Genomic DNA, 25,479 nt, shown 5'->3' with positions numbered 1-25,479 from the left:
ATACCTGTCCTTATTTTCGTAGATTCACCCCACCGGCAATGAGCGGTCCTTCATAAGTGATCGTATAGATAATTCGGGCGATGTCTTCTGCCGTTTCTTCCGAAGATGGATTGTTCAACCATTCGTAGATAACACCCATGTGAGCTGATGAGAGATAGGCGACGAGATAAGTCGGTGGGACCATCATCTTATCCGGATTAAACAAGGTTACAGGCGAGCGCTGAAACAAGGCAGCCTGCATAAATTTTCGAAGTTTTGCCTGGAACGTCGGGTCTCCGTTCGGCCCAAGGAGCGGTTTCATGATGATTTGATTGTCTTCAATGAAACGGATGAACGGAATGAGGTAATGATACGAGTTGTCGGTCCGTTCGTCTCCGAAGATGTGCGGCAACTGATGAATCAACTTCTGTTCAGCCTCTTCAAAGATCTCGTCGACGCATTTCTCCATCAACTCGAACTTATCCACATAATGGCTATAAAAAGTTCCTCGATTGATACCGGCCCGTTCGGTCAATTGCTTGACGGTCACGGCATCAAATCCTCGCTCTTCGATGAGGCGGAAGAAGGCATCTTTGATCAATTTTTTCGTCCGGATGACGCGTAAATCAGTCTGTTCCATCTATTTTCTCCTTTTCTTCAACACATGAAGTCCATCTGTCGGAAAACCAACACGATGACCGATATTGACGATTGTTGCTACCGTGAACGAGGTCTATACTGAACGTATAAACCAACACGGTGTCGATTATCTTGAGTATACACGATGAGGCGCCGAAAAGGAGTGATAAGCATGAACATTCAATTGCAACACGTCGACAAGTCGTTCGGTGACCAGCTCGCCATCGACAACATCGACTTCACGATTCCGTCCGGTGAGATTTGCTGTTTGCTAGGACCATCTGGATCGGGGAAGACAACCCTCATCCGACTCATGATCGGCGCCCTCGCACCGGACAAAGGAAGTGTCCACATCGGCGAAACGAAGATGCCAAACATGGATATGCTCCAACAAATCGGATTTATGCCGCAAAACGATGGCTTGTACGAAGACTTGTCGGCCGAGGCGAACCTCGCTTTCTTCGGTTCAATTTATAAGTTAGGAAAAAAGGCACTCCAAGATCGCATCACAGAAGTACTCGATCTTGTCGATTTGGCGAACGATCGGCATAAACTCGTCCGTAATTTTTCAGGCGGGATGAAAAAGCGTCTGTCGCTAGCCATTGCTATCTTGCATAAGCCAGACGTGTTGTTCCTCGATGAACCGACAGTCGGAATTGACCCGATCTTACGTCGTCAAATTTGGGATCAGTTTCAAGTGATTCGGAGAGAAGGGACGACCATTATCGTCTCGACACACGTCATGGATGAAGTGCTCGAGTGCGACCGTGCCGCGCTCGTCTACAATGGACGGTTGATCGCCTATGACCATGTACAGGACTTGCTCGACCAGACCGAGAATGGTCGCGTCGAAGAACTGTTCTTGATTGCTGGGAAAGAGGAGGTGGGCGGTCATGCGTAACTTAGCGAAACGTGTCATCTTCCAAACGTTGAATGATAAACGAAGTGTGGCCTTGATCTTGATTGCACCGCTTCTCATTTTGACACTCGTCTACTTCTTACTCGGTGACTCGGATTACGTGCCGACTGTCGTCCTCGATGACAACGCACCAGAACAGCTCGTCAATGTGTTTGAAGATGAGACGCTCGAGGTGGAACAAGCAACGTTCAATGATCCGAAAGCATACATCGAAGACAATGAACATGTCGATGCTGTCTTTGAAACGGATCAGGAAGGAACGACCATCACATTGCGTGAACCATCGACGAAGTCGTCGAAGGCGGTTCGTGAAATTCAGGATGCGTTGACGACGCTCAATCCCGCAGCCGAGATTGATACGTCATTCGTGTATGGGGAAGAAGGACAGTCGACGTTCGATTCGTTCGGGTTTGTCTTCTTATCCCTCTTCTCGTTCTTCTTCGTGTTCATCCTATCTGCGATGGCGCTCGTCAAAGAACGGAGTGGGGGTACGCTTGAACGACTATTGATGACCCCAATCAAACGAGGACAGGTCATTTTAGGATATACGCTCGGATACGGGACGTTTGCGGTCGTTCAGTCAATTTTCATCGTACTCTATTCGATTTATGTGCTCGGTTTGTCTTCTCTTGGGAATATGGCGTGGGTCATGTTGACGATGCTACTCATGGCGGGTACGGCGGTACTCTTTGGAGCGACCATCTCGGTGTTTGCTCGTTCGGAATTACAAGTCGTGCAGATGATTCCGTTCACCATTATCCCGCAAGTATTCTTCTCGGGACTCATCCCACTCGACTTGATTCCATATGGCCTCGGAAACTTGAGTTACATCATGCCAATCTTTTACGGGGCGACGGCGATCAAGGAAGTCATGATTTACGGTAGCGGCTTCTTAGGCATCTGGGTGTATTTACTCGGATTGATTCTCTATGCAGGTGTCTTATATCTCTTAAATATGCGGGCGCTCGGAAAATACAGAGGACATTGAGTCAAAATGACAACACCCAATCTTGAAACTGTTGAAACGCCGGGATTTGATTGGCCAGTCCGATGACGAGAAACCAAGCACTCGTATAGAGGAAAGCTGAAATCGTCGTATAGAACGCATACGTACGAAGTTTGAGCGACGTGAACCCGGCGATGTAATGGAGCGGATGGCGAAGACCTGGAATAAAATAAGAAATCATAATGGTGCGTGCTCCATACTTTTGATAAAACACCTCAGCTCTTTTGAGATAACGAGATTCTCGTTGTCGCATTGGTAAAATGTGATGAAGTCCTTTCCCGATTAAATAAAACCAGCCGAACGTGAGCGTGAAGAGAATCCAAGTGGAGATGAATAAAAGCCAACCTGGAACAAAGGCATCCGCGACCGTCAGATGGGTGATCATTAAGACGTCGTCAGATAATGGGGTAAACATGATGCCGATGGCGAGCATGCCATAATGTATGATCATTTCCATAACGTTTCACTCCTTACCTTGTCTAGTATTCACTCGCAAGCGTAAGGAGTTTTTAGTATTCTCTTAAGAAATCTTAAGAAGTTCGTCAGGATGTGTTATTGAGTGGTTTGTTACACTCAGTAATAAGATGGATCAATTCCATTTATGTAGGACGAGGAGGAAGAACATGCGATCACAAACCGTCATCTGTATCGCCGACGACGATGAGGCGATTCGAGAATTACTTGCCATCTATTTAAAAAATGAAGGATATGTACTTCGATTTGCGAAAAATGGGCAAGAAGTGCTCGACCTCGCATCGACTGAAACGATTGATTTACTCATTCTCGATTTGATGATGCCCATCATGGGTGGAATTGAGGCTTGTATTGAAATTCGAAAGACTCAGTTCATGCCGATTTTGATGCTGACAGCAAAAACGAGCGATCTAGATTTGATGCAAGGGATTTCTGTCGGAGCTGACGACTATATCAAAAAACCGTTTAACCCACTTGAAGTGACGCTTCGTGTTAAATCGTTACTCAGACGGTATCGTGATTATGGGGCAGATCGGACAGACGTGACGAGTACACTCGTCTTTGAAAACGTGACACTTGATTTACAGACGCGACAATGTCGAAAGGGCGATGTGTTAGTTCGGCTTACCCCTAAAGAGTTCGATATTCTTGCCTATTTTATGCGACATCCGAACCAAGTCCTAACTGTCGAACAGATTTACGAGGCGGTGTGGGGTGAAGCTGCATTTGAGGTCGACAATACCGTGATGGTTCACATCACAAAAATTCGTGAGAAATTGGAAGACACACCACGAAAACCAACGATGATCAAGACGGTGTGGGGCGTGGGGTATCGATTATGAAACAGAGGCAATGGGATCGATTGCTTGTAAAGTTAATTAGCATTATCTTAATCAATGCGTTGATTGCGACGATTGCTTTTTTAATCATGGGATATTCGATTAGTTTGTATTACATCAAGAATGAGACCACACCGGACCCGCTGACATCCAATTTGATGTTTTTAGGCGTGACATTCGTTGTCATTTTGATTTTTATCATTGGGTTTTCAATGATGATGCGGAAAACACTTCGTAAAATCACGTATCTGTCGAGTGAGATTGAACAGATTGCAAACGGAGACCTCGGTCGTACGGTCAAGGTGGAAGGACGAGATGAGCTCGCTTCACTCGGAGAGAGTGTAAATCAGATGTCGAAGCAGCTACGTGAATTGTTTGAGAAGGAACGGGCGCACGAAGAAGAGCGAAACCAACTGTTTTCCAACCTGTCACACGATTTGCGTACTCCGCTCACGAGCATCAAAGGCTATACTCAACTCCTTCAAATGAATCGTGAACTGACAGCTGAAGAAAACAATCATTTTCGTATCTTAAATGAAAAGACGAATCAGCTTGAACATCTACTAGATCAGTTGATGGACGTGAACCGACTCTACGCCCCGAATATGCAACTTAACAAACAGAAACTCAATCTGAGCTTGTTGACGACCCAGCTCATCCACGAGATGGAGCCGTTGTTCAATGAGCGAGGTCATCGACTACACCTGTCGATTCAACCTGACCAATGGATAGAGGCTGATCAAGAACAGCTCATTCGTGTATTTGAAAACCTTTTCTCGAATGCTTGGAAATATGCGGAGCAAACGAGTCCAATCGAGATTAGACTTCAAACGAAAAGACAACAGATTGAATGGTCCATCTCAAATGCGACAACGGCAGAAACGATTGGAGCCATTCCTCATCTCTTTGATCGCACATATCGAGTCGATTCGTCGAGAGGGGTCACTCCAGGTGATGGATTGGGTTTATCGATTGCGCGCCAAATCATTTTGTTGCATGGCGGGACGTTGACGGCCGAGCCGATCGAAGATCAGGTCATTTGTTTTCGAGTGTCGTTTCCGATTGCATAAACTGGCTCATCGTATAGCACGTGAGTAAGTAACTGTTCTTCGTTTTGAAAGTCGTGGCTCATAAAATGCTGCGACTTTTTTGTGTTGAGCAAATAAACCCACAAAAAAAGCACTCGGACAATTGCCCGAAATGCTCATTAGCGCTTGAGTAACAACATCACGCCGGTCACGAATAATGCGATTCCGCTCGCGAGTCTAACTTGTTTGCACGTCACGTTCTTTCACCCCTACATTTCTTCATCGTTTTGCTTTAGCGACACGTTTCGGTGTTTTCGACATTTCTTGATAAATCGAAAGAATCTCATTCCCGTAATTTCCTTTCGGCTGCATGGCCCACTTGCGATGCAGTGATGGCCAAGTCGTCGCAGAGCCCCGTTTGACGAGGTGGAAGCGTGGATCGACTTTTGTCATATTCAGCGCATCTTTTGAGGCGTATGCCTTTAGATGCTGAATTTGAGCGGTTACGCCTTGATGTGGTGAACGGAAAAAGTGTCCCTTCACGCCGTTCCCAGTCGTCCCAATCCCTGAGTAGTTATGCTGCTTCGGAAGGACATCGCCGCCATAACGGAAATACCCTGTCTCTTTCAGCGCCTGCGCGAACGCAACATCACCACGGACGCCTTCTTTTGCACCGATGATGACGAAAAGTTTCGCCAAATCTTCGACAGACGTTTTCGCGAGCCGGACATCACGAGGATTCTTTTGTTTTACGTAATCCGCCATTTGTTGCGGAGTTAAAGCCGATACTCCCATGATAGCACGATTCTGCTTCTTTGGGGCCGCCTCAACGATTGATCCAGTCGAGACGAAAGATGAAGTGACCAGAAGAACAACAATGATAAAGCCGAACACTTTTTTCATAATATGTACCCTCCTAAATGAATACTATCCATTGAGAAATAATACCATATATGTATTGAAATTTAATTTCATATTTACTCATGAAGGAAATGAGAAATTAAAAAGCCGCTCTGAATCGATCGTTCAGAACGGCTTGTTATATTAATTTGCTTGTTTCAATTCTTCAACAGCTTCTACATTATCATCGAACTTCCGTACATCCACGCGTTTCACGAAAAATGCCAATAGGAGTGCCAAAAGATTCATCCCGAGTGCGACGTAAAATGAATATTGAATCCCGGACAAGAGGGCTTGCTGAGTGATGGCACCCATCGAGCTCTCTGTGAGCGTCGCAGGATCGACTCCTGTCATCAATGATTCAGCTTCCGTACGTGTCACCGAGTTCATGATGGTCACGAGTACTGCCGTACCAATCGCACCAGATACTTGTTGTGCCGTGTTGTTGATAGCCGTTCCATGCGGGTTGAGGCGAGTCGGTAATTGGTTCAATCCATTAGTCATGATTGGCATCATGACCATTGACATCCCAAACATACGTAACGTGTACGTTAAGACGATGTATGTGTAGGTCGAGTCAAGTTGGACGTTTGCGAGCATGTACGTCGATACAGCGGTGATTGTCAATCCGGTAAGTGCCAATAATTTTGGCCCGAATTTATCAAACAGTTTCCCTGTGATCGGCGACATGATTCCCATGATGATCGCACCAGGGAGAAGCATAAGTCCTGAATCGAGTGGGGAGATGCCACGAACGCTTTGGACGTAAGCCGGTGTCAAAATCATACCGGAGAACATCGCGACCGCGTTGACCATCGCAATGACTGACGCGAGTGCGAACATCGGATGTTTGTAAGCGCGCAAATCGAGCAATGGTTTTTCCATATGGAGCTGACGATAAATGAATGCGATCAACGAAATGGCACCAACGATCATCGTCGCCAAGACGATTGGGTTATCCCAGCCGTCCGAGCTTGCCGAGCTGACACCGTATAAAATCCCCCCAAATCCGAGTGTCGATAAGACGAGTGACAAGTAATCGAGTGACTGATCTTTATTTTGGACCATGACGTTCTCCGCTTTCCAAACAGCGAGCGCGAGACCGATGATGGCGAGCGGTAAAATCATTTCAAATAAGACGCGCCAATCATAGTACTCGACGATATAACCCGAGAGTGTCGGTCCGATCGCAGGTGCCGAGATCATGACGAGCCCGAAGATTCCCATCGCCATCCCCCGTTTTTCACGCGGGAAGCTGACGAGCATGACGTTCATTAAGAGTGGCCCCATCGTGGAGGCTCCGACGGCCTGAATCATCCGACCGCTCAACAACCAGCCAAAGTTTGGCGAGAAGGCCGCGATCGCCGTACCGATGGCGAAAATACTCATCGAGGTGATGAACAAGCTTCGGTTAGAAAAACGAGTGATCAAATAGGCGGATGCCGGGACGAGTACACCTGTCACGAGCATAAAGCCTGTCGCAAGCCATTGTACGGTCGAGTAGTCTGCAATCTCGAGATCGACCATGATTGATGGGAGCGCGACGTTGAGTAATGAGTTGTTTAAAAATGCGATAAACGCACCCGCAAAGAGGACCGCCAACATGACGTAAGGCGGTTTCTTTTGGAATTCTGGTTTCATATGGATGGCTCCTTTATTTTCTAAATAGTTATGTGTTGGTAAGTGTCGATGAAATGATTTTATACCCGTTGTATAAATAAAGCAACTATTTTGTACTATTAGTCTAAAATGGTTTTCGGTGCTATAGTAAAGGTACAAATTAGATAGAACGGAGTCATAAGAGAATGAAAGAGAAAAAGCGAAAAGTCGCAGATATTGCCATGTCTCTCTTCATCGAAAATGGAGTGCAACACACATCTGTGCAAGAGATTATCGACCGTGCCAATATCTCAAAAGGGACGTTTTATAACTACTTCTCATCGAAGACGGATTGCGTGGCCAGTATCCTCGAGAACTTACGATATGATGCAGGACAGCGCCGGATTGAGATGCAAATGGGGCGGGACAAACGAGATCGTGATGTCTTTATCGAGCAAATCTCGATATTGATACAATTGAACGAAGAACGGAACTTGCACGCGCTATTTGAATCGATCATGTCGTCAAACGAGAATGAACTGAAGAAACTCGTACTTCAACATCGCATTTATGAAATTGAATGGATTGCGATGCGTTTGACGGAAATCATCGGGGAGGAAGTAAGACCGTATTCGATGGAATTGACGGTTCTTTTCAACGGAATGTTACAACATATCTTATTTACGAACCGGATCACGAATGCCGCTTACTCTCCTCAAAAAGTCGTGAGGAGTTTATATGCGTACGTAGAACTGATTGCTGCACGAATGATAGAGACAGGGGAGCACGTCTTGAATCCGGTCACGGTCGAGCAAATGCGGGGGACGACAGATAAACACCTTGTCACAATCGAAGAATTGAACGAGATGGCTGCTCGCATCGAAGAGCATGTCGAGATGACGGAAGAACAACGAGATTTGTTCGATGCGATTTCGTTCGAGCTCAAACAAGAGCGTCTTCGAAAAATCGTGTTAGAGCAATTGTTGAAGCCGTTCCAGCGTCTATTTAAAGGCGTGACGGGCGAAACAGAAGTGCAAAAGTTTACGAATCTTGTGTGGTTGTATACGCGGACACATTAAGGACAAAAATTTCCCGATACAGTAATATAGAAGAAACAAGGAATGGAAAAAAGAATCAAAAAGTTTCCTCGAAAAAGAATTGATTCCTACAAATCCATACGCTACAATCAAATTACCGAAAGCGCTTTCGGGAAGAGGAGAATGACATGGGTACGATTTATGATTTAGCCAAAAAAACAGGATTCTCAATCACGACAGTGTCTAAAGCGTTGAACAACTACAAAGACGTGAGTGACAAGACGAGAGCGAAGATTCTTCAAGCTGCTGCTGAGATGGACTACTTACCGAACGCACATGCCCAGTCGTTATCGACGAAAAAATCATGGGCGATCGGGGTCATGTTCTCAGAAGCGAATGAAGTGGGGATGAAACACCCGTTCTTCAACGGAATCATTGAAAGTTTTCGTCACGCGACAGAGGAGCAAGGCTACGATTTAATCTTCGCCTCGCGTAACCTGCGCAACCGTGATATGAGTTATCTCGAACACTTCAAACACCGTGCGGTCGACGGCATCGTCGTCATCTGCTCGGACCGAATGGATGAGCAAGTTCAGGAGCTCATGCGAAGCGACATCCCGATCGTCGTCGTCGATATGGACAGCGCCAATTGTAGCGTCGTCTATTCCGACAACATCGAAGGGGCACGTCTCGCTGTGAATTATCTGTATGAACTTGGTCATCGAAAAATTGCCCACATCGCTGGGGATGAGACGATTGACGCTGGAGCGGCACGGATCAAAGGATATGAACTTGCGATGCAAGAGCTGAACCTTCCGATTCGACCGGGCTACCTCGTCAACGCCGGTTTCTTCTCAGTAGGAGAAGGGAAGCAAGCGATGGAACGATTGCTTGAACTAGATGATCAACCGACTGCAGTCTTTGTGGCCGGGGATCAAATGGCAATTGGCGTCATCGAAGCGATTCACGAACACGGTCTTCACGTCCCGAATGACATCTCTGTCATCGGATACGACGACATTGAAATGATCCAATACATTACGCCGAAACTGACCACGATTCGCCAAGATACGGATGAAATCGGGGAAGCGGCAGCAGAACTTTTACTTGAACAAATGACCGCGAAAGAGCGACTCACCGAACGTCGCATCATTCCGGTACGCTTAGTAGAACGGGCATCTTGTGCGCCGGTCAAACAGTGATTTATAGCCAATGATATTTCGAAGTCGCTCTCTTTTCTTCAGCGGATGGAGAGGGGAGCGCGATTTCGAAAGTCATTTTTAGAGAAAATCGAAACCGCTTTCGATATTTTATTTCGGATAAACCGAAAGCGCTTTCGACAATTATTTACCTCTTTTTGCAAGCGCTTTCTAATACTACTTATAAAAAGGATGGGAACAACACATGCGTAAACTTGTTAGCTTACTTACCATTGGAGCACTTTCAGTTGGTGTCTTGAGCGCTTGCTCTGACGGCGGCGAAGGATCATCTTCAGAAGGTTCAAAAGATGATGTTCTAAAAATTTGGTCATTCACGGATGAGTTGAAAGAGCCAATCAAAACGTTTGAAGAGCGTAACGGCGTAAAAGTCGAATTGACAATCGTACCGACGGCTGACTACGCAACGAAGTTGAAGCCAGCTCTTGAAAGTGGCGTCGGCGCGCCGGACGTCTTCACGGGTGAAATCGCGTTCCTTAAACAATGGATTGACGCTGGATATTGGGAAAACCTTTCGGAAGAACCATACAACGCAGAAGAAGTTTCAGGAGACATCGTTCCTTACGTCTTCGACCTCGGGAAAGACAAGGACGGAAACGTTCGTGCCCTTTCATGGCAAACAACTCCAGGTGGAATTTACTACAAACGTAGCATCGCTAAAGAAGCACTCGGTACTGATGACCCGGCTGAAGTCGGCGAAATGATGAGTTCGATGGACGGACTCTTCGAAGTCGGTGAAAAGCTTAAAGATAAAGGCTACAAACTCTTCCCAGACGAAGGTTCAATCCGTTGGTTCGCACAAGGCGATGACCCACAAGCATGGGTAAACGAAGACAATGAACTTGTGTTGACTGAAGGAAAAGAAAACTACTTCGACTACGCGAAAGAGCTTCGTGAAAATAACTTAACTGCTCTCGCACCAGAATGGTCACCATCTTGGTTCGAAGGAATGGATAAGCCGATCAAAGTGAAAGAAGGCGGCAAAGAAACGGAAACAGAAGTCTTCTCTTACGTCCTCCCAACTTGGGGTCTCCACGCTGTCTTGAAAGAGAACGCGAAAGACACTGCTGGTGACTGGGCTGTTACAAGCGGACCGAGCCCATACTTCTGGGGCGGTACATGGGTCGGGATCTACAAAGACTCTAAACATAAAGAAGAAGCTTACGACTTCATCAAACTCATGACACAGGATGAAGAGTTCTTGACTGAATGGGCGAAAGAAACAGGCGACGTACTTGCCTTCAACCCAGTTACAGAAAAAATCAAAACGGACTTCAGCGACGAGTTCCTCGGTGGACAGAACAACTATGAGTTCTTCCTCGGAGAAGCAGAATCGATCAAACCAGGGATTGTTACGAAATACGACCAACAGCTCGACACGCTTTACGGAGCGGCAGTTACATCTTACGTAGAAGGTAAGAAGTCGAAAGAAGATGCAATCAAAGAGTTCAAGAAACAAGTTAAAAACGCTTACCCAGACATCGTAGTAGACTGACGATGACCAACACGAGGGAGGGATTTCCTCCCTCGGTTCTTATGGAAGGAGAAATACACGTGAAAAAATTAGATCGTTACGGCTATCTGTTCATCGCCCCGTTCTGGGTTGTATTCTTGACGTTTAGCATTTATCCGGTTTTCTTGACGCTTTACTATAGCTTCACGAACTATACCGGTAGCCCAGGAGAAGAGATTGTCGGATTTGCGAACTATACACGGTTGTTGACGGACACATACTTCATCGAAGCGTTTTTCAACACCATCAAGATTTGGGGAGTCAACTTCGCCTTGCAGATGGGAATGGCCCTTTTATTGGCGCTCTTATTCTCAGATCTACGTTTGAAGCTAAAAGGATTAAACTTCTTCCGTTCATTCTTCTATCTTCCAAACTTGATTACAATCAGCTCGGTCGCGCTTTTGTTCGGTATTTTGCTCGACTGGCAGCATGGTTCACTCAACATGGTGTTGATGAAAATCGGTTTGATTTCAAATCCGATCGACTGGTTGGCAGAACCCGTGACGGCTCAACTATCCGTCTCACTCATCTTGACATGGATGTGGTTCGGTCACTCCTTCATCATCGTGATGGCCGGTGTCTCAGGAATCTCAACAGATTACTTTGAAGCCGCTCACATCGACGGTGCGAACCGTTGGCAGATGTTTACGAAAGTGACGTTGCCGCTCTTAAAACCAATTCTTCTCTACATCATGATCACATCGCTCATTGGTGGGCTCCAATTGTTCGACCTTCCGATGTTGATTACAGATGGAATCGGTTCACCAGACGGTTCGTTGAACACGATGGTGCTTTACTTGTATAACCAAGCCTTCAAGTACAACAACTACGGCTACGCATCTGCGGTCGCTTACGGCTTATTCTTGATTACGCTCATCTTCTCGGCGATCGTCTTCAAAGGTATGTTCCGCAACGAACGCGCAACACAGAAGAAGGGGGCGTAAGCGATGGAACAAAATGCAGAAACACGGCGAATGCTTCCGGATAGCGAAGCGCAGCCAAAACGTAAAGAAGACCGTCCACTCAAAGTGGCGCCACCTAAAAAACAAAAGCCGAAGCATCGTGTTATACGAGGATTGATCTATGCAAGTTTGGTTATTCTTGCGATTATCTGCTTCATCCCGTTCTTGATGATGATCATCAACGCGACTCGGACGAATGGAGAAGTCATATCTGGCTTCACCTTGATCCCTGGTAATGCGTTGCTCGATAACTACGCTACCCTGAGCGAGTACATCAACATCTGGACCGGTTTTAAAAACAGCTTGATTATCTCGGTATCGGTAACGGTACTGTCAGGTTACTTTTCAGCCCTTACAGCTTATGGATTCACGTTCTACAACTTCAAAGGGAAAAATGCGATGTTCATCTTCATGCTCGTCATGATGATGGTTCCGGCACAACTTGGACTCATCGGATTCTACGAGATTTCAAAAACGCTCGGTATTCTCGATACGTTCATCCCGTTGATTGTTCCTGCGATTGCAACACCGTTCACGGTCTTCTTCATCCGCCAGTACACGCAAGCGACACTTCACATCAGTTTGATTGAAGCGGCACGGATTGACGGTGCGAGCGAGTTACGCATTTTCCATACAATCGCACTCCCGATGATGATGCCAGCGATTGCGACGATGTCGATCTTCACGTTCATCGGCTCGTGGAACAACTACTTGATGCCACTTGTCCTCTTATTCTCTCCTGAGAAATACACGTTGCCTGTCTTGATGGGCTTCTTGAAAGGATCACAAGTCGCAGAAAACCTTGGCGCGCTTTACCTAGGAATCGCGATCTCGGTCGTACCGATCATGATTGCCTTCTTGTTCCTCTCGAAGTACATCGTCAGCAGTATTTCGGCAGGTGCTGTCAAAGAATAAATATAGAGAAAAGAGGAAAACACTATGCATTTTAAGAAAGACTTCGTATTCGGGACAGCCACGTCCTCATACCAAATTGAAGGCGCACACAATGAAGGGGGACGTACCCCTTCCATCTGGGATATGTTCTGTGACATCGACGGGCGCGTGTTTGAAAAGCATAACGGCGATGTCGCATGTGACCACTACCATCGTTACGAGGAAGACATCCAGCACATCAAAAAGCTAGGTGTCGACACGTATCGATTCTCCATCGCGTGGCCACGAATCTTCCCTGCCAAGGGAGAGTATAACCCAGAAGGTATGGCGTTCTACAAAAACTTGGCGCTGCGTCTCCGTGAAGAAGGAATCAAACCAGCCGTCACGATTTACCACTGGGACCTTCCGATGTGGGCTCACGAAGAAGGTGGCTGGGTCAACCGTGAATCGGTTGACTGGTTCCTCGATTATGCGAAAGTCTGTTTTGAAGAGCTTGATGACATCGTCGACTCTTGGATCACCCACAATGAGCCTTGGTGTGCCGGCTTCCTCGGCTACCATGTCGGTGTTCACGCACCGGGTCATCGTGACATGAACGAAGCGGTACGCGCCGTGCACCACATCTTGTTGTCGCACGGAAAAGCGGTCGAATTGTTGAAGCGAGAGATGACATCCACGACCCCGATCGGCATCACGCTCAACTTGTCACCGATGTACGCGAAGACGGATTCGGCGAATGACCGCCTTGCGATGAACAATGCCGACGGGTATTCGAATCGCTGGTTCCTCGATCCGGTCTTCAAAGGCCAGTATCCGGTCGACATGATGAACTTGTTCTCTAAATATGTGCATAACTTCGATTTCATCCAATCGGGTGATATGGAGACGATCTCGACAGCTTGCGATTTCTTCGGCATTAACTTCTACAGCCGTGGCATTGTCGAGTTCAACGCAGCAAATGATTTCTTGAAGGCAGACGCTTACTCGGACTACGAGAAGACGGGCATGGGCTGGGATATCGCCCCGAACGAATTCAAAGACCTGATCCGTCGTTTACGCGCCGAGTATACTGACCTTCCCATCTACATCACAGAGAACGGCGCCGCATTTGACGACGTGCTGGAAAATGGCGAAGTCCATGACGATAACCGGATCGACTACGTCCGCCAGCACCTCGAAGCCGTTTCTGACTTGAACGATGAAGGCATGAACATTCAAGGCTACTACCTCTGGTCGCTCATGGATAACTTCGAATGGAGCTTCGGATACGAGAAGCGCTTCGGAATCCTCTATATCGACTTTGAGACACAAGAGCGTATCTGGAAAGATAGCGCGAAGTGGTATGCTGGTGTCATCGCCGACCATAAAGCCAAACACGCGGATAGCGTCGAGGCGTAACATGCATCCATCCCTGCCGCTACGGGGATGGATTTTTTGTGTGCATTTTATCTGTTACGGGAACTGTATGAGGGGAGGGATATTCATGAAACGAGAATTTTCGACATACGAAGTAACAGGCTATGACGACCAAGGGAAGATCAAGTTCGTTCATTTGAGAGAAGGGGAGTTCGTGTTGCCGGTCGAGATCAGTGGGGATGACTTACGAAAAATCAAAAAGATAATGGAGCTCAATCCGGGTGTGACCGTGATTGTACATGCAGCGATTGACCAAAGGCGGATGCGATTACTGGAGGTGGATGGGTACTCGCTCCGAAAAGACGATATGTAAAACGCCAGCACCTTATAAAGGGCTGGCGTTTGTTTACGGAATCAAAAGAATCTTCCCTTGGCTCTTCCGACTTTCTAAAAAGGCGTGGGCTGATGACCCGTCTGATAAGGCGAACGTCATCAGGTTGAATCCGATAGCTATCGTGAACGAGATAATGAGCCGTCAATCCTTGAAGCATGACCGATGCGGCCGTTTCAAATGAAATGGTGTCTGGGAGGGGAATCGCCTTGTCGAGTGGGACAGCGACGAATTCTGCGTTGGCATGCGGGACATCCGCAAAGGCGATGCGATTTCCGACTTGTAGCGACGTGACGTTCGCTCCGATCGCCTCGATGACGCCGGCCCCTTCATACCCGAGAATGTATGGAGGTTCTCCGACAAGATGATAATTCCCTTTTCGACGATATACATCGGCATAGTTCAGTCCGATTGCTTTCGTGCGGACCAATACTTCATCGACTTGTGGCATCGGTGTCGGGACTTCTTCATAGGTTAAGACATCAGGACCGCCAAACTGATGAAAGACGAGTGCCTTCATACTGATCACTTCCTTCGTTAGATTCACTCAAACTATAGCATACGGCTCGCGATTCACTCGTGATGACGCACAAAAGTCACCGGCCATTAAGTAGGTTCGGTGACTTCGGTAGATTGACTGATCTGTTTGACTCGCTTTAATACGTCCCGCTTCGGTAATTCCGGGTAATCATTCTGGATGCGTTCGACACAGGACACGATTGTCTCCGTGCGTAACAGATGAACAATCTGTTGATCGATGGAATCGAGTTCGAGTGGCGTCTTTTCTTTCAAATCCTCCCGATTTAGCCAAAACGATGCACCGAATAAGTGCACGAATATAATCGCTATGGCGGTGAACGATGATAAATCAATGGATGGAAAGAAGGAGAGCACGACGTATAAACTAACCCCGCTCACGATTCCGTGAAGGATTGTATCGAGTAGGCGCGGTGCGTTCACACGAAAAAATGAGCGTAGCGCTCCCGTTAGACCATCGACAAAGAAGCTCAAGGTAGTCGATAGCAGATAGAAACAACCGAGCATAGAGAGTGTCGATAGGACCGGGAACGATGTGTCTTCAAGTAAATAGATGAGAATCCAATCGACGGCAAGTAGTGGGGTGAGGGCGAGCGCTAGAATGGACGCGCCCCAACCGAGTCCTGTCACAATCTTCATGAGATGTGAGCCCGATACCGTCCGAGCGCGATGAATGCAGCAATCAGACAGACCATATGTAGCACGACCCCGATGAGCATGGCGTACGGGATGATGGACTGGAAGCCAAGACCGAATGCGAGGGCGGCACTCGATAAGATCATAAAGCTCGCTGTATAATTTCGGACGGTTCTTTTCTGCTTATTCGCATGTACCACAGAGTATCCCGCGATAAGTAAAAAGACGGGAGACAACATAATTGGGTAGACCGATTGAAACACCAGTCCGATTACTCCGGTCAGACCGGCGATGGCAGCGAATATAGAAGGGTAGTATGCTTTCAAATTTCCAACTCCTTAACTCTTTTCCCTAAATATAACAGCCCTCCTCATTGCTGAGAAGGGCTGTCGTTTTTGTTTCAGGCTGACGCTTTATCTGCTTCTTCTTGTGCTTTCAATTCTTCACCATACGAAACGCGGTCTTGAATGCGAACGAACGGAAGGTAAACCGCAACGGCCATAGCAATCGTTGCAATCTGTAAGAGCGCAGCACGCCATCCACCAATCAAGAATCCAGAGATGACTGGAGGTGTCGTCCATGGTACTTGAAGGGCGTTGAACGGCTCGACCCAACCCCAAAGGATGGCGAAGTAAACCATGAATGAAGCGATGGCTGGCACGACAACGAATGGGACGAACATGATCGGGTTGAAGACGATTGGCATCCCGAAGATGACAGGCTCATTGATGTTGAAGATACTTGGCGCAAGTGATAACTTACCAAGCTGCTTCAAGTGTGCCGAACGTGCGACAATCAGTGTCGCGATGATGAAACCGATTGTGATCCCTGATCCACCGAGTTTCGTGAACACATCAAGGAACTGGATTGTAACGATTTTTGCGTTCTCACCAGCGACAAGCGTACCACCTGCATCGATGATCGCTTGGTTTTGAAGCGCGTTCGCTGTGAGAAGTGGTCCCATGATTCCCATAAGGATTGCGGCACCGTGAATCCCACACCACCACATGACAGACATGAGCACCATGATGATAACGGCTCCAGCGAGTGTGTCTGTCAAGTTTTGGAGTGGTGCTTGAAGCACATCATAGATGACTTCTGTGAACGTACGCTCTGCAACCGCTTGGAAAATCGCAAACGTTGCAACGGCGAGCGAGATGATTGCCAAACCAGGAACAAGTGCAGAGAATGAGTTCGATACGCCTGGCGGTACACCGTCTGGCATTTTAATGCTGATCCCACGTTTGATGAACTGCGAGTAGATGAATCCAACTGTCAATCCGACGATGATGGCAGCGAGGACACCTTGTCCACCTGTCCATACTTTTGGAATGACGCCACCGACGAATTCCCCAGATTCAGACAAGACAGAAGCTTGTGTGATGATGAGGAACGAGATGATTCCGAGAATACCAGCCGGTACCCCTTCGATCTTTTCGTTCTTAACGTACGAGTAAGCGATTCCAAAAACACCGATTAAAGCAAGAATGTCAAACGTCGCACCGACGACTTGCGTGAGCGGGAGTGACCAGTCTGCCCCGAATAGACCTGACATGAAGTCAGCCCAACCTGGAATCGGTAACGCCAGGATGAGAAGGAACAGCGACCCGATGATGGTCATCGGCATCGTGAGGATGAACCCGTCCTTAATCGCAAGGACGGGCTTGGCGTTCGCAAAGCGAACAAAAGCAGGGGTGAACTTTTCAAATACTCTTTCTAAGCGGCTCATAGGGGAACCTCCTTATAGGTCTTCAGCGCGCGTGGCGATGATCTCTTTATACCAGTGGAACGACTGCTTCTTCTTCCGTGCGAGCCCGTTGTTGTGGTCGACGTAGATGAAGCCGTATTGTTTCTTATAACCGTTCAACCAACTGAGAAGGTCAATTGCAGACCAAGCGTAGTAACCGGCAACGTTGATGCCTTGTTGAACAGCATGTTTGACTGCACGAAGGTGACCTTCGATGTACTCGATTCGTGGCGTGTCCATGATTTCACCGTCGACGATCGGGTCGACATCACCGAGACCGTTCTCTGTGATATAGATTTTGACGTCGCCGTAACGATCTTTTAACATGTGCATCCCATCGAGGAACGCTTCCGGTGAGATTTCCCAATCCCATTTCGTGTACACTTTGTCGTCCATCTTGACTGTCTTATAGACGCCATCGAACGATGGGTTACCAGGGCGACCTGTCGAGTTTTCACGTCCACCAGCCATGACGAGCGCTGAGTCATTTTTCATGACGCGCTGTGGGCTGTAGTAGTTGAGACCGATAAAGTCGTTCATCGGAGCGGTACGTTTCAAGACGTCAAGTTCTTCCTCCGTCATTTCAGGGAGAAGACCTTGTTCATTTAAACCGTTCACGACGTACTCCGGATATTCACCTTTTAAGATTGGGTCGTAGAACCAATGTGTCGCATAAGCGTTCGCATGCATTTCGGCAAACTTGTTCTCTTCTGCGTCATCGATACTGAACGCCGGGTTGAACACGTGCGTGATCCCGATTTCGCCAGTGTGACCGTTTTGTTTGAAGAGCTCGACGGCACGGGCGTGAGCGACGAAGACGTTATGCGTCGTTTGGAAATAACCTTTGACGTCGCCTTCGATGCCTGGCGGGTGTGCGCCTGTTAAGTATCCAAGTGAGCAGAAGATGACCGCTTCGTTGAATGTGATCCAGTGGTTAACACGGTCACCGAACGATTGGAAGCAAGTATCCGCGAAACGGACGAATGCGTCAACCGTCTCTTTGTTCTTCCAGCCACCTTTTTCTTCAAGTGCTTGTGGAAGGTCCCAATGGTAGAGTGTGACGAATGGGACGATGTCGTGTTTCAAACATTCGTCGATCAAGTTGTTGTAGAACTCAAGTCCTTTTTCGTTCACTTCACCCGTACCGTTCGGGAAGACGCGTGGCCATGAGATCGAGAAGCGATACGATTCGAGTCCCATCTCTGCCATGAGCGCGATGTCTTCTTTATAACGGTGGTAATGGTCGACTGCGACGTCGCCGTTTGTGTTTTCAAATGTCTTACCAGGAATTTTCGAGAAGACGTCCCAGTTCGAGAGACCTTTCCCGTCCTCGTTCCATGCGCCTTCGACCTGATAAGAGGCCGAAGCAGCGCCGAACAAGAAATCTTTAGGCATTTTCAAAGTCATCACCTCAGTTTATTTATTTACAAGTTTTAATGAGTGGTCTAATACTTTCGCACCGTTCATCATGCCGTAGTCGACTGTGTTGATGACATCGATTGGGACACCTTTTGGTTCGCAGATTTGCTTCCCTTTTGAAAGAAGGTACTTCACTTGTGGTCCGAGAAGTGCAACGTCGATGTTGTTAACGTATGTCTCCATTTCTGATTCTGGGTATGCTGCGATCTCAGCTTCGATGCCGCGCTCAGAGGCAACCGCTTTCATTTTTTCTACTAACATACTTGTTGACATACCTGCCGCACAGAAGAGTCCGATTTTAATCATTTTTGATCCATTCCTTTCAATTCGTTGATTTCGTTTTGCATGTTCATCATATATCCAAGCATTTCTTTGACGAGAATCGTGTTCATCAAGTGATCTTGCGCGTGCACCATGAGGACACCGACCGTTGCCGATTTACCTTGTGCTTCGAGCGTGACGAATTTCGTTTGAATTGCGTGTGCTTCTTTTAATGTTGCGTCACCAGCAACGACCGCTGCCTCGGCTTCTTCTTTTTTTCCTTCTTGCATGAGGAGCATCGCTTGATGGTAGCTCGCTTTGGCGTCACCCGAGAGGGCGATGAGACCGAAAATATCTTCCGGTGAGATTTCGATTGTTTCAGAAACCATAATATCTCTCCTTTTTGTATGGATAACTAAAATTCATAGGTACAAATATTTTCTACACGTTGATAGTAGCACGAAAGCGTTTTCGTGTAAACCCTTTCTTTTCGAAAAAAATGCATAAAAAATGCGCACGAGAAAAGCATCTCTCGGGCGCGTTTAGGACTTGATGTTCGAGACTTTAAGCATTTTGACATGTTTAAAATGATGGATGGAACGAGAGACGTCGAAGATTTGACCATTTGTTAAATAGACGGTGTTGTCGACAATCAAGGCTGGGTCATTCTCGTTCAAGTCGAGCAGATCGGCGGACTCAGAATCTAAAAAGTCTGCATAGATGACACGATCGGCGAATCCGACGGCAAGTTTTTGGTCACTTCGTAAATACGTATAAATCGACTTTTGGACGATGTTCTCGTCTAAGTAGATGACGAGCTCTTTTCGGAAGTATGAATCTTCCACCGAGAAAGGATGGTCATCGACGAGGCGAAGACGCTTTACGAAATAAACAGGTGTCCCGATTGGGCACTTCATACGTTCTGCGACTTCATCGTTTGCGACTGTCTGTTCGAAATGTAAGACGCGTGTTTCGACTTTCCGGCCACTGAAGTCACTTGTGAGACCTTGAAGTTTTTCAAGGTTGATGTAATCGCTATTGTAATGGTCACGGACGAAGACACCGCTCCCTTGGACTTGATAGACGTATCCTTTGTTGACGAGGATCTCGATTGCTTTTCGGACCGTATTGCGACTGACACCATATTTATTGGCGTACTCATCTTCGGTCAATAATTTATTCGTATGTTGGTAGACGTGATTGACAATGTCTGATTCAATCTGGCTCGCAACTTGCTTGTACTTCGGAGACATACAGTTCTACACCTTTCAAAAAAATTTGTGGGAATGAATTTGCTAACAGTATAGCAGATAAACTTTGTAAGCGGATACGTTTCATTTATCAATTGTTGAAAAAAGTCGAACGATTCATTGCGGGAATATTCGGAAAATGTGAAACAATATAAAAGGAGATTGCGTATAAGAAAGGTAGATCCTGTAAAGAAAGGGTGTTTGTTAAGTGAACAATCAAAATCGATTTGTACAAGGAGATACATGGTGGAAGTCACCACTTCGAATAAAATATACCTCGTTTGCTTTCATATTCATGGCGCTTGCAGTGTCATACTTCGAAGGTAATGTATGGCTGACAGTTCCACTCATTGTTGTCGGAATCGCGATGATTGGGATAGATGTTAGCAAGTATCAGAAACATCGTACGCATGAAAGCGAAAAAATTAAAGTGAAGTCTCTAAAATGGGAACTCATATACGATTTAGTGGATTCAGCAATCCTCATTGTGATCACGGTGGCGCTTCTCTTTATGCAAGTTGACACATTGACAATTTTTGTTGTTCTCACCTTGTGGATGGTGTTCGGTCAGACTTTCCAAAAACAATTCGGAGAACGCATGCCTTTGGTGGATCAATCCGAGAAACAACGGTTGAAGAGATGAATGAACGCATAACGCAAGAGAAGGCATGGAAACGTTTATTCGACCAATGGATCTTCGGCATATTTGGAACATTGGTGGTACTCATGTTTCCCATCAGTTTATGGACGGATGACCTTACATTGGGCGTGTTGTATATCGCCTGTACACTCATTCCGTTGAACATCTTATATGTGAAGCGTTATCGGATGCGCCTGTCATTTCAACCAGAATTGAAAGGGTTATATCGTCGTCAACTTGCTCGGGACGGGATCAACAGTGTTGCCTTCTTTCTCGCATTGAATCATCAATTATTGTTCACATCAAACGTGGCGTATGTATGTGTCACGGTATTCATCGGTGGCGCGATGTTATGGACATGGAACGTGGAGACGCAGACAAAACGACAAGATGTAGAGTGTATCAACTTTAACAAGGAGGCGATATAAGTGGAGCAAGACATAAAATGGATGCAACGAATGCGACGTTATGCCGTACCCGTGCTGATTCTGTATGTCACAGCCGTCATTGTCGCCCTTTTGTTAGAAAAAATGTGGCTCATTCCCATCATGGGGTCGGTCTCCGTGATCATCGTCGTGATGGGATATAAAGAAATGCGCATCATGTGGCGAATGACCAAGCATTCGAAGGCGCATCGGATTCTCATTATTCAATACGTATTCGAATGGGTGGATGCGATTTTATTGACGACACTCATGGTGACCCTGCTGACAGCGACAGAATTTGGTCTCGTGATCGGTCTCTTTTTTGGGATATGGGGAGTACTCAGTCCGTTTCGGCAGAAGTGGTTCACGAAACAACTCCAACATGTTGAACCAGAGCTTCCAACGTATGAAGAGGTGATTGAAGGGAGGGCCTCGCATGAATCGTCCATTTGAACTCACCGTAACGCATGCCAAACAGTTCGAGCGGTTCTTTGGTTGGCCCGTACTCGTCATTTTCTTGATTTCGTTCATCGTGATGTTACAGACACAGGCGATGTGGGTCATCCCGGTCATGTTGGTCGTATCCATGGGCTTGGCCTATAAAGGATATATGGAATATCGAGTCATTCGCGATTTTGCCGAACATCAAGCGGTCGCTCGCGTATTACGCTACCGACTCATTGACTGTTGGATTGATGCCATTTCTTTATTTGCGCTCTTCATCCCAATGTATGTAAACGAAGATGCCTTCATCCTGATTGGCGGAATCGTCGCCCTTTGGGGGTTGACGAAATCGTATCGAGAGAAGAAGTGGAAAGAGCGAATTCATGCACATCAGTCAAGGCTACCGACATATGAAGAAGTGTTGGAAAGGAGAGAGGACGTATGGAACTATCACCAAAAGTAAAATCGCAAATCGATACGATTTTAAAAGTAGATCGCTGGACCGGATGGGGTGTCGGAATCATCGGAATTGGACTCGTTGTCAGTTTTTTGATTTACGCCTCGTATTGGACACTCTCGGACGGCATTGTCACAGGAACATTATATGCAGTGCTCGCTGTCGTGTTGACAGGTATTTTTGTTCGATATCAGATGTGGCTGCGTTTCGTGAAGAATCAAACGGCGCGTAACCTCTTATCGTTCAAAATGATGGCACACACGCTCGCTTTGACCGGTATCGGGATTTACGGACTCTTTTACTTTACGAGTGAAACGACAGGCACACAATCGTTCCGCATGTTCCTCCTTTCCCAGCTGACGTTTTTCGGGATTGAATACTTGGCGAAACGGTTCGACCGTGTCATTCAGTCTTATGATGAGAACTATTTGACGGATCAAGATTTGAAAGAAATTCGTGAAGTCCGCGAATACGAAAAGGAGCAACGTCGTGAACAAACGTGATCAGATGAGAGAGTTGACGGCATTTGATGAAACGGGGAAATGGACTGTTAGTATGATGAGCGGGGCACTCGCACTTATGCTTTTCTTTGCTGTGGAAAAAGGGTGGATATCGTTAGTAGGCGTGTTGGTGATTTCAGAAATTGCTGCCTTACCTGCATGGAAGAAGACGTGGGATCGGGAGTCGATTAAAAAACGTTATTTGCTATCGAGAGAAGCGAAACGACTCGCGCATTGGAACTCGATCACCGATTTGATTTCGTACCCGTTTGTAATTGTTTTTCTGTATTTCACGGTTACAGGGCAGATTTCGACGCTTGCTTTTTTTGTTACGAGTGCATTGCTCATCCTGAGTTCTGTGATGATGCATCGATTGTACGAACATCATATGGTTCGTCTTGATGAGAACTATGTCACGGAACGTGAGTTAAGAGAAGAACAAAAATGGGGGAGCGCGTGACGACTCTGTCGAAAAGGAAGTAGGAGTATAAAGTGAGGATTGCGACGTATAATATTTGGAACCATGAAACGTCATGGCAAAAGCGAATCGAAGCGATTTGCCAAGAAATAAAACGCATCGACGCGGACATGGTTGCTCTGCAAGAAGTCCGTTCTTATGAGCAGGGCAGTGTGGCGCATGACATTGCGGAAGCGACAGGCTATCCGTTCTGCGTCTTTCATCCTTATCCTGACTCACCGGACGAAGGACTCGCTTTTTTGAGTAAAGTTCCTTTAAATTCAGTTGAGGCGATTTGGGAAGGTGACGTGGAAGAGTCTAACTTTTGTGCGATACGAGGTACGCTTGAGTGGGGAAGTCAGGAATGGGGCATCACGAACGTGCATCTGAATTGGCGGTCCGTTTCGATTCGAGAACATCAGATGGCGGCGGTTCAAGAATGGTTAAGTCAAGGATGCCAGAAGTCGGTCGAAGTGTTATGTGGAGATTTCAATGACCATCCTCAATCTTCTATTTATCATGATGTATCGGAGACAGGTTGGCTGGACGTGACCACGTTTGCTACGGAAGAACAACGACCGACTTTAGACGTAAAGCACAACCCGTACCTACAATCCTCTCATCTCGAGCAGCCTGAACGATACGATTGGATTCTGATCCGTTCCGAGTGGAAAGACGTTGAGGTTCAGCATGTCGATGTATTTGGAGACATACGAACGAGTACGGACGTCATACCGAGTGATCATTACGGGGTTGTCGCCGATGTCATCGTGAAATAAAAGGAGGATGTGCTGCGGCGCGTCCTTTTTTATTTAAACAGCCGCGCGATGAATCCTGAACATGCTAGGAACGGAATGACAAAAAGAAGCCCGAGCCATTGATCGCGCCAAACGACAAACCAGAAAGCAGCTTGCAGACAAAGAATGCCAACTGCGGCAAAGATCACGAATAAGAATGCTTTCTTACGGGTGGAGCGGTCTTCCCACCATTCTTTAAAGTAAGGAAAACTGCAGAAGAATGCCATCGCCATAAAGAAAATCGCAGGAAACAACATGACATCCCCTAACGTGCTATTCCCTTCAAATTCTAGCCACCTGGATAAGACAGATAACAGTATGCCAATCAACAGGAAGATGCCGCCCATGTGTTTCCCCTCATTTCTTTACTCGTTACTTGTATCATGCCCGTTCTCTCCCTAGTCGAAAACCTGAAGGAGTGATGGCTTTTTAGTGAAAGTGGTGACTTTTACATGAACGGTAAAAAAGTATTCGGCGACATTTTTTCGAATTGCTCTATCCAATTCTTTTTATACTCGATAGCATGAAAGCGTATCTGGAGAAACGGTTGGATATGAAACAGAAGCGCCAGAACTCTACGGAGTTGACGAGGACGAAGGTGATCGAGGAATTCGGCGGATGCCTTCCAGTCGCGTGTCACGACTGAGAGGGTCTCGTTAAAGCGTTCGGGTGACCGGACGGACAAAGCGAGACTTGATGACATCACTCTAAAAAGCCCGTTTCCTTTTTCGAGAAATCGAAGCAAAGAGGAGATTTGTTTATGTGTGGAATCGTAGGAATGATCGGACAAGTTGGAACGAAAGAGATTTTATTGAAAGGGCTCGAAAAGCTCGAGTATCGCGGCTACGACTCAGCAGGGATTGCTTTGGTCGGTGAGGACGTTCGTACATTCAAAGAAGTGGGACGAATTCAAGCACTCCGTGACATCGTACCGGCTGACGCCGAAGGAACAATCGGAATCGGCCACACACGTTGGGCGACACACGGGGTACCGAGCGTACCGAACGCCCACCCGCACCAAAGTACGACAGGACGCTTCACGCTCGTCCATAACGGCGTGATCGAGAACGACGAAATCATCAAGAAGACGCTTGACGTCCCGTTCCTTTCAGAGACGGACACGGAAGTCATCGTCCATCTCATGGAGAAGCACTTC

General features: G+C 46.9%; 29 protein-coding genes and 2 pseudogenes. 18 read left to right on the top strand and 13 right to left on the bottom strand.

Annotation, left to right across the window (positions count from 1 at the left end; genetic code table 11):
• Positions 1-10: 10 nt before the first annotated feature.
• Positions 11-619: a TetR/AcrR family transcriptional regulator gene (locus PJK55_RS13435; protein ID WP_271306123.1), complete on the bottom strand. Its 609-nt coding sequence runs from the start codon at positions 617-619 to the stop codon at positions 11-13.
• 171 nt (positions 620-790) lie between these two features.
• Between PJK55_RS13435 and PJK55_RS13430 the strand changes: the two genes are divergently transcribed.
• Both PJK55_RS13430 and PJK55_RS13425 read left to right on the top strand, forming a co-directional pair.
• On the top strand, positions 791-1,519 hold the full coding sequence (locus PJK55_RS13430; protein WP_271306122.1) for an ABC transporter ATP-binding protein: 729 nt from the start codon (positions 791-793) through the stop codon (positions 1,517-1,519).
• Positions 1,512-2,525 carry an ABC transporter permease gene (locus tag PJK55_RS13425; protein WP_271306121.1) on the top strand — a complete coding sequence of 338 codons (1,014 nt, stop codon included), beginning with the start codon at positions 1,512-1,514 and terminating at the stop codon, positions 2,523-2,525. Before PJK55_RS13430 ends, PJK55_RS13425 begins: the two co-directional genes overlap by 8 nt.
• A gap of 1 nt (position 2,526) precedes the next feature.
• Here PJK55_RS13425 and PJK55_RS13420 read toward each other — a convergent pair whose 3' ends face one another.
• The gene (locus PJK55_RS13420) at positions 2,527-3,000 is read right to left on the bottom strand and encodes a DedA family protein (RefSeq protein ID WP_271306120.1); all 474 of its coding nucleotides are present in this window, start codon (positions 2,998-3,000) and stop codon (positions 2,527-2,529) included.
• Between the two features lie 166 nt (positions 3,001-3,166).
• On the opposite strand from PJK55_RS13420, the gene PJK55_RS13415 reads away from it, so the two are divergent.
• Positions 3,167-3,859 carry a response regulator transcription factor gene (locus PJK55_RS13415; protein ID WP_271306119.1) on the top strand — a complete coding sequence of 231 codons (693 nt, stop codon included), beginning with the start codon at positions 3,167-3,169 and terminating at the stop codon, positions 3,857-3,859.
• On the top strand, positions 3,856-4,926 hold the full coding sequence (locus PJK55_RS13410) for a HAMP domain-containing sensor histidine kinase (RefSeq protein ID WP_271306118.1): 1,071 nt from the start codon (positions 3,856-3,858) through the stop codon (positions 4,924-4,926). Before PJK55_RS13415 ends, PJK55_RS13410 begins: the two co-directional genes overlap by 4 nt.
• A 237-nt stretch (positions 4,927-5,163) precedes the next feature.
• On the opposite strand, the gene PJK55_RS13405 is transcribed toward PJK55_RS13410, so the two are convergent.
• Together PJK55_RS13405 and PJK55_RS13400 are read right to left on the bottom strand one after the other, a co-directional pair.
• A complete protein-coding gene (locus PJK55_RS13405; RefSeq protein ID WP_214696933.1) occupies positions 5,164-5,787 on the bottom strand; it encodes a glucosaminidase domain-containing protein in 624 nt (207 codons plus the stop codon).
• Between the two features lie 141 nt (positions 5,788-5,928).
• Positions 5,929-7,425: a DHA2 family efflux MFS transporter permease subunit gene (locus PJK55_RS13400; protein WP_214696931.1), complete on the bottom strand. Its 1,497-nt coding sequence runs from the start codon at positions 7,423-7,425 to the stop codon at positions 5,929-5,931.
• Positions 7,426-7,589: 164 nt separating this feature from the next.
• Between PJK55_RS13400 and PJK55_RS13395 the strand changes: the two genes are divergently transcribed.
• The 6 genes from PJK55_RS13395 to PJK55_RS13370 all read left to right on the top strand — a co-directional run bounded on the left by PJK55_RS13395 (position 7,590) and on the right by PJK55_RS13370 (position 14,404).
• The gene (locus tag PJK55_RS13395) at positions 7,590-8,462 is read left to right on the top strand and encodes a TetR/AcrR family transcriptional regulator (protein WP_271306117.1); all 873 of its coding nucleotides are present in this window, start codon (positions 7,590-7,592) and stop codon (positions 8,460-8,462) included.
• A 146-nt stretch (positions 8,463-8,608) separates the two neighbouring features.
• Positions 8,609-9,622, top strand: a complete 1,014-nt coding sequence (locus PJK55_RS13390; RefSeq protein WP_214748647.1) for a LacI family DNA-binding transcriptional regulator — start codon at positions 8,609-8,611, stop codon at positions 9,620-9,622.
• Between the two features lie 202 nt (positions 9,623-9,824).
• Positions 9,825-11,132, top strand: a complete 1,308-nt coding sequence (locus PJK55_RS13385) for an ABC transporter substrate-binding protein (protein WP_271306116.1) — start codon at positions 9,825-9,827, stop codon at positions 11,130-11,132.
• Positions 11,133-11,191: 59 nt separating this feature from the next.
• On the top strand, positions 11,192-12,094 hold the full coding sequence (locus tag PJK55_RS13380) for a carbohydrate ABC transporter permease (RefSeq protein WP_214696921.1): 903 nt from the start codon (positions 11,192-11,194) through the stop codon (positions 12,092-12,094).
• 3 nt (positions 12,095-12,097) lie between these two features.
• A complete protein-coding gene (locus tag PJK55_RS13375) occupies positions 12,098-13,027 on the top strand; it encodes a carbohydrate ABC transporter permease (protein WP_271306115.1) in 930 nt (309 codons plus the stop codon).
• Between the two features lie 24 nt (positions 13,028-13,051).
• Positions 13,052-14,404, top strand: a complete 1,353-nt coding sequence (locus tag PJK55_RS13370; RefSeq protein WP_271306114.1) for a GH1 family beta-glucosidase — start codon at positions 13,052-13,054, stop codon at positions 14,402-14,404.
• 434 nt (positions 14,405-14,838) lie between these two features.
• Here the strand turns inward: PJK55_RS13370 and PJK55_RS13365 are convergent.
• The 8 genes and pseudogenes from PJK55_RS13365 to PJK55_RS13330 form a co-directional block, all read right to left on the bottom strand.
• Positions 14,839-15,273 (bottom strand): annotated as a pseudogene (locus PJK55_RS13365) (alcohol dehydrogenase catalytic domain-containing protein); the annotation flags it as partial.
• Between the two features lie 86 nt (positions 15,274-15,359).
• Positions 15,360-15,929 (bottom strand): hypothetical protein, encoded by a 570-nt coding sequence (locus PJK55_RS13360; protein ID WP_271306113.1) that lies wholly within the window; start codon positions 15,927-15,929, stop codon positions 15,360-15,362.
• Positions 15,926-16,252 (bottom strand): hypothetical protein, encoded by a 327-nt coding sequence (locus PJK55_RS13355; protein WP_271306112.1) that lies wholly within the window; start codon positions 16,250-16,252, stop codon positions 15,926-15,928. The genes PJK55_RS13360 and PJK55_RS13355 overlap by 4 nt, the downstream gene beginning before the upstream one ends.
• 74 nt (positions 16,253-16,326) lie before the next feature.
• Positions 16,327-17,655 carry a PTS sugar transporter subunit IIC gene (locus PJK55_RS13350; protein WP_214696903.1) on the bottom strand — a complete coding sequence of 443 codons (1,329 nt, stop codon included), beginning with the start codon at positions 17,653-17,655 and terminating at the stop codon, positions 16,327-16,329.
• Positions 17,656-17,667: 12 nt separating this feature from the next.
• Complete coding sequence (locus PJK55_RS13345) at positions 17,668-19,074, bottom strand: GH1 family beta-glucosidase (RefSeq protein WP_214696901.1); 1,407 nt, start codon at positions 19,072-19,074, stop codon at positions 17,668-17,670.
• Between the two features lie 15 nt (positions 19,075-19,089).
• The gene (locus tag PJK55_RS13340) at positions 19,090-19,398 is read right to left on the bottom strand and encodes a PTS sugar transporter subunit IIB (protein WP_224863627.1); all 309 of its coding nucleotides are present in this window, start codon (positions 19,396-19,398) and stop codon (positions 19,090-19,092) included.
• Positions 19,395-19,742 carry a PTS lactose/cellobiose transporter subunit IIA gene (locus PJK55_RS13335; protein ID WP_214696899.1) on the bottom strand — a complete coding sequence of 116 codons (348 nt, stop codon included), beginning with the start codon at positions 19,740-19,742 and terminating at the stop codon, positions 19,395-19,397. The genes PJK55_RS13340 and PJK55_RS13335 overlap by 4 nt, the downstream gene beginning before the upstream one ends.
• A gap of 153 nt (positions 19,743-19,895) precedes the next feature.
• Positions 19,896-20,606 carry a GntR family transcriptional regulator gene (locus tag PJK55_RS13330; RefSeq protein ID WP_271306111.1) on the bottom strand — a complete coding sequence of 237 codons (711 nt, stop codon included), beginning with the start codon at positions 20,604-20,606 and terminating at the stop codon, positions 19,896-19,898.
• A gap of 205 nt (positions 20,607-20,811) precedes the next feature.
• Here PJK55_RS13330 and PJK55_RS13325 point away from each other — a divergent pair, with 205 nt between their 5' ends.
• Genes PJK55_RS13325 through PJK55_RS13295 form a run of 7 tightly spaced genes read left to right on the top strand, consistent with a single transcriptional unit; the run spans position 20,812 to position 24,305 of the window.
• Positions 20,812-21,246: a hypothetical protein gene (locus PJK55_RS13325; protein WP_214876842.1), complete on the top strand. Its 435-nt coding sequence runs from the start codon at positions 20,812-20,814 to the stop codon at positions 21,244-21,246.
• A complete protein-coding gene (locus PJK55_RS13320; RefSeq protein WP_271306110.1) occupies positions 21,243-21,671 on the top strand; it encodes a hypothetical protein in 429 nt (142 codons plus the stop codon). Before PJK55_RS13325 ends, PJK55_RS13320 begins: the two co-directional genes overlap by 4 nt.
• Complete coding sequence (locus PJK55_RS13315) at positions 21,672-22,121, top strand: hypothetical protein (RefSeq protein ID WP_271306109.1); 450 nt, start codon at positions 21,672-21,674, stop codon at positions 22,119-22,121. It abuts the gene before it with no gap.
• Complete coding sequence (locus tag PJK55_RS13310; RefSeq protein WP_271306108.1) at positions 22,105-22,575, top strand: hypothetical protein; 471 nt, start codon at positions 22,105-22,107, stop codon at positions 22,573-22,575. Before PJK55_RS13315 ends, PJK55_RS13310 begins: the two co-directional genes overlap by 17 nt.
• Complete coding sequence (locus PJK55_RS13305; protein ID WP_271306107.1) at positions 22,554-23,072, top strand: hypothetical protein; 519 nt, start codon at positions 22,554-22,556, stop codon at positions 23,070-23,072. The genes PJK55_RS13310 and PJK55_RS13305 overlap by 22 nt, the downstream gene beginning before the upstream one ends.
• On the top strand, positions 23,059-23,529 hold the full coding sequence (locus tag PJK55_RS13300) for a hypothetical protein (protein WP_271306106.1): 471 nt from the start codon (positions 23,059-23,061) through the stop codon (positions 23,527-23,529). The genes PJK55_RS13305 and PJK55_RS13300 overlap by 14 nt, the downstream gene beginning before the upstream one ends.
• Before the next feature lie 32 nt (positions 23,530-23,561).
• Positions 23,562-24,305 carry an endonuclease/exonuclease/phosphatase family protein gene (locus PJK55_RS13295; protein ID WP_271306105.1) on the top strand — a complete coding sequence of 248 codons (744 nt, stop codon included), beginning with the start codon at positions 23,562-23,564 and terminating at the stop codon, positions 24,303-24,305.
• Between the two features lie 29 nt (positions 24,306-24,334).
• Here PJK55_RS13295 and PJK55_RS13290 read toward each other — a convergent pair whose 3' ends face one another.
• A complete protein-coding gene (locus PJK55_RS13290) occupies positions 24,335-24,670 on the bottom strand; it encodes a hypothetical protein (RefSeq protein ID WP_271306104.1) in 336 nt (111 codons plus the stop codon).
• A gap of 413 nt (positions 24,671-25,083) precedes the next feature.
• On the opposite strand from PJK55_RS13290, the pseudogene PJK55_RS13285 reads away from it, so the two are divergent.
• Positions 25,084-25,479: pseudogene (locus tag PJK55_RS13285) on the top strand (glutamine--fructose-6-phosphate transaminase (isomerizing)); the annotation flags it as partial.

Source organism: Exiguobacterium sp. MMG028 (assembly GCF_027947425.1).
GTDB classification, from domain to species: domain Bacteria; phylum Bacillota; class Bacilli; order Exiguobacteriales; family Exiguobacteriaceae; genus Exiguobacterium; species Exiguobacterium aestuarii_A.
This window is presented reverse-complemented; position numbering and strand designations above follow the sequence as displayed.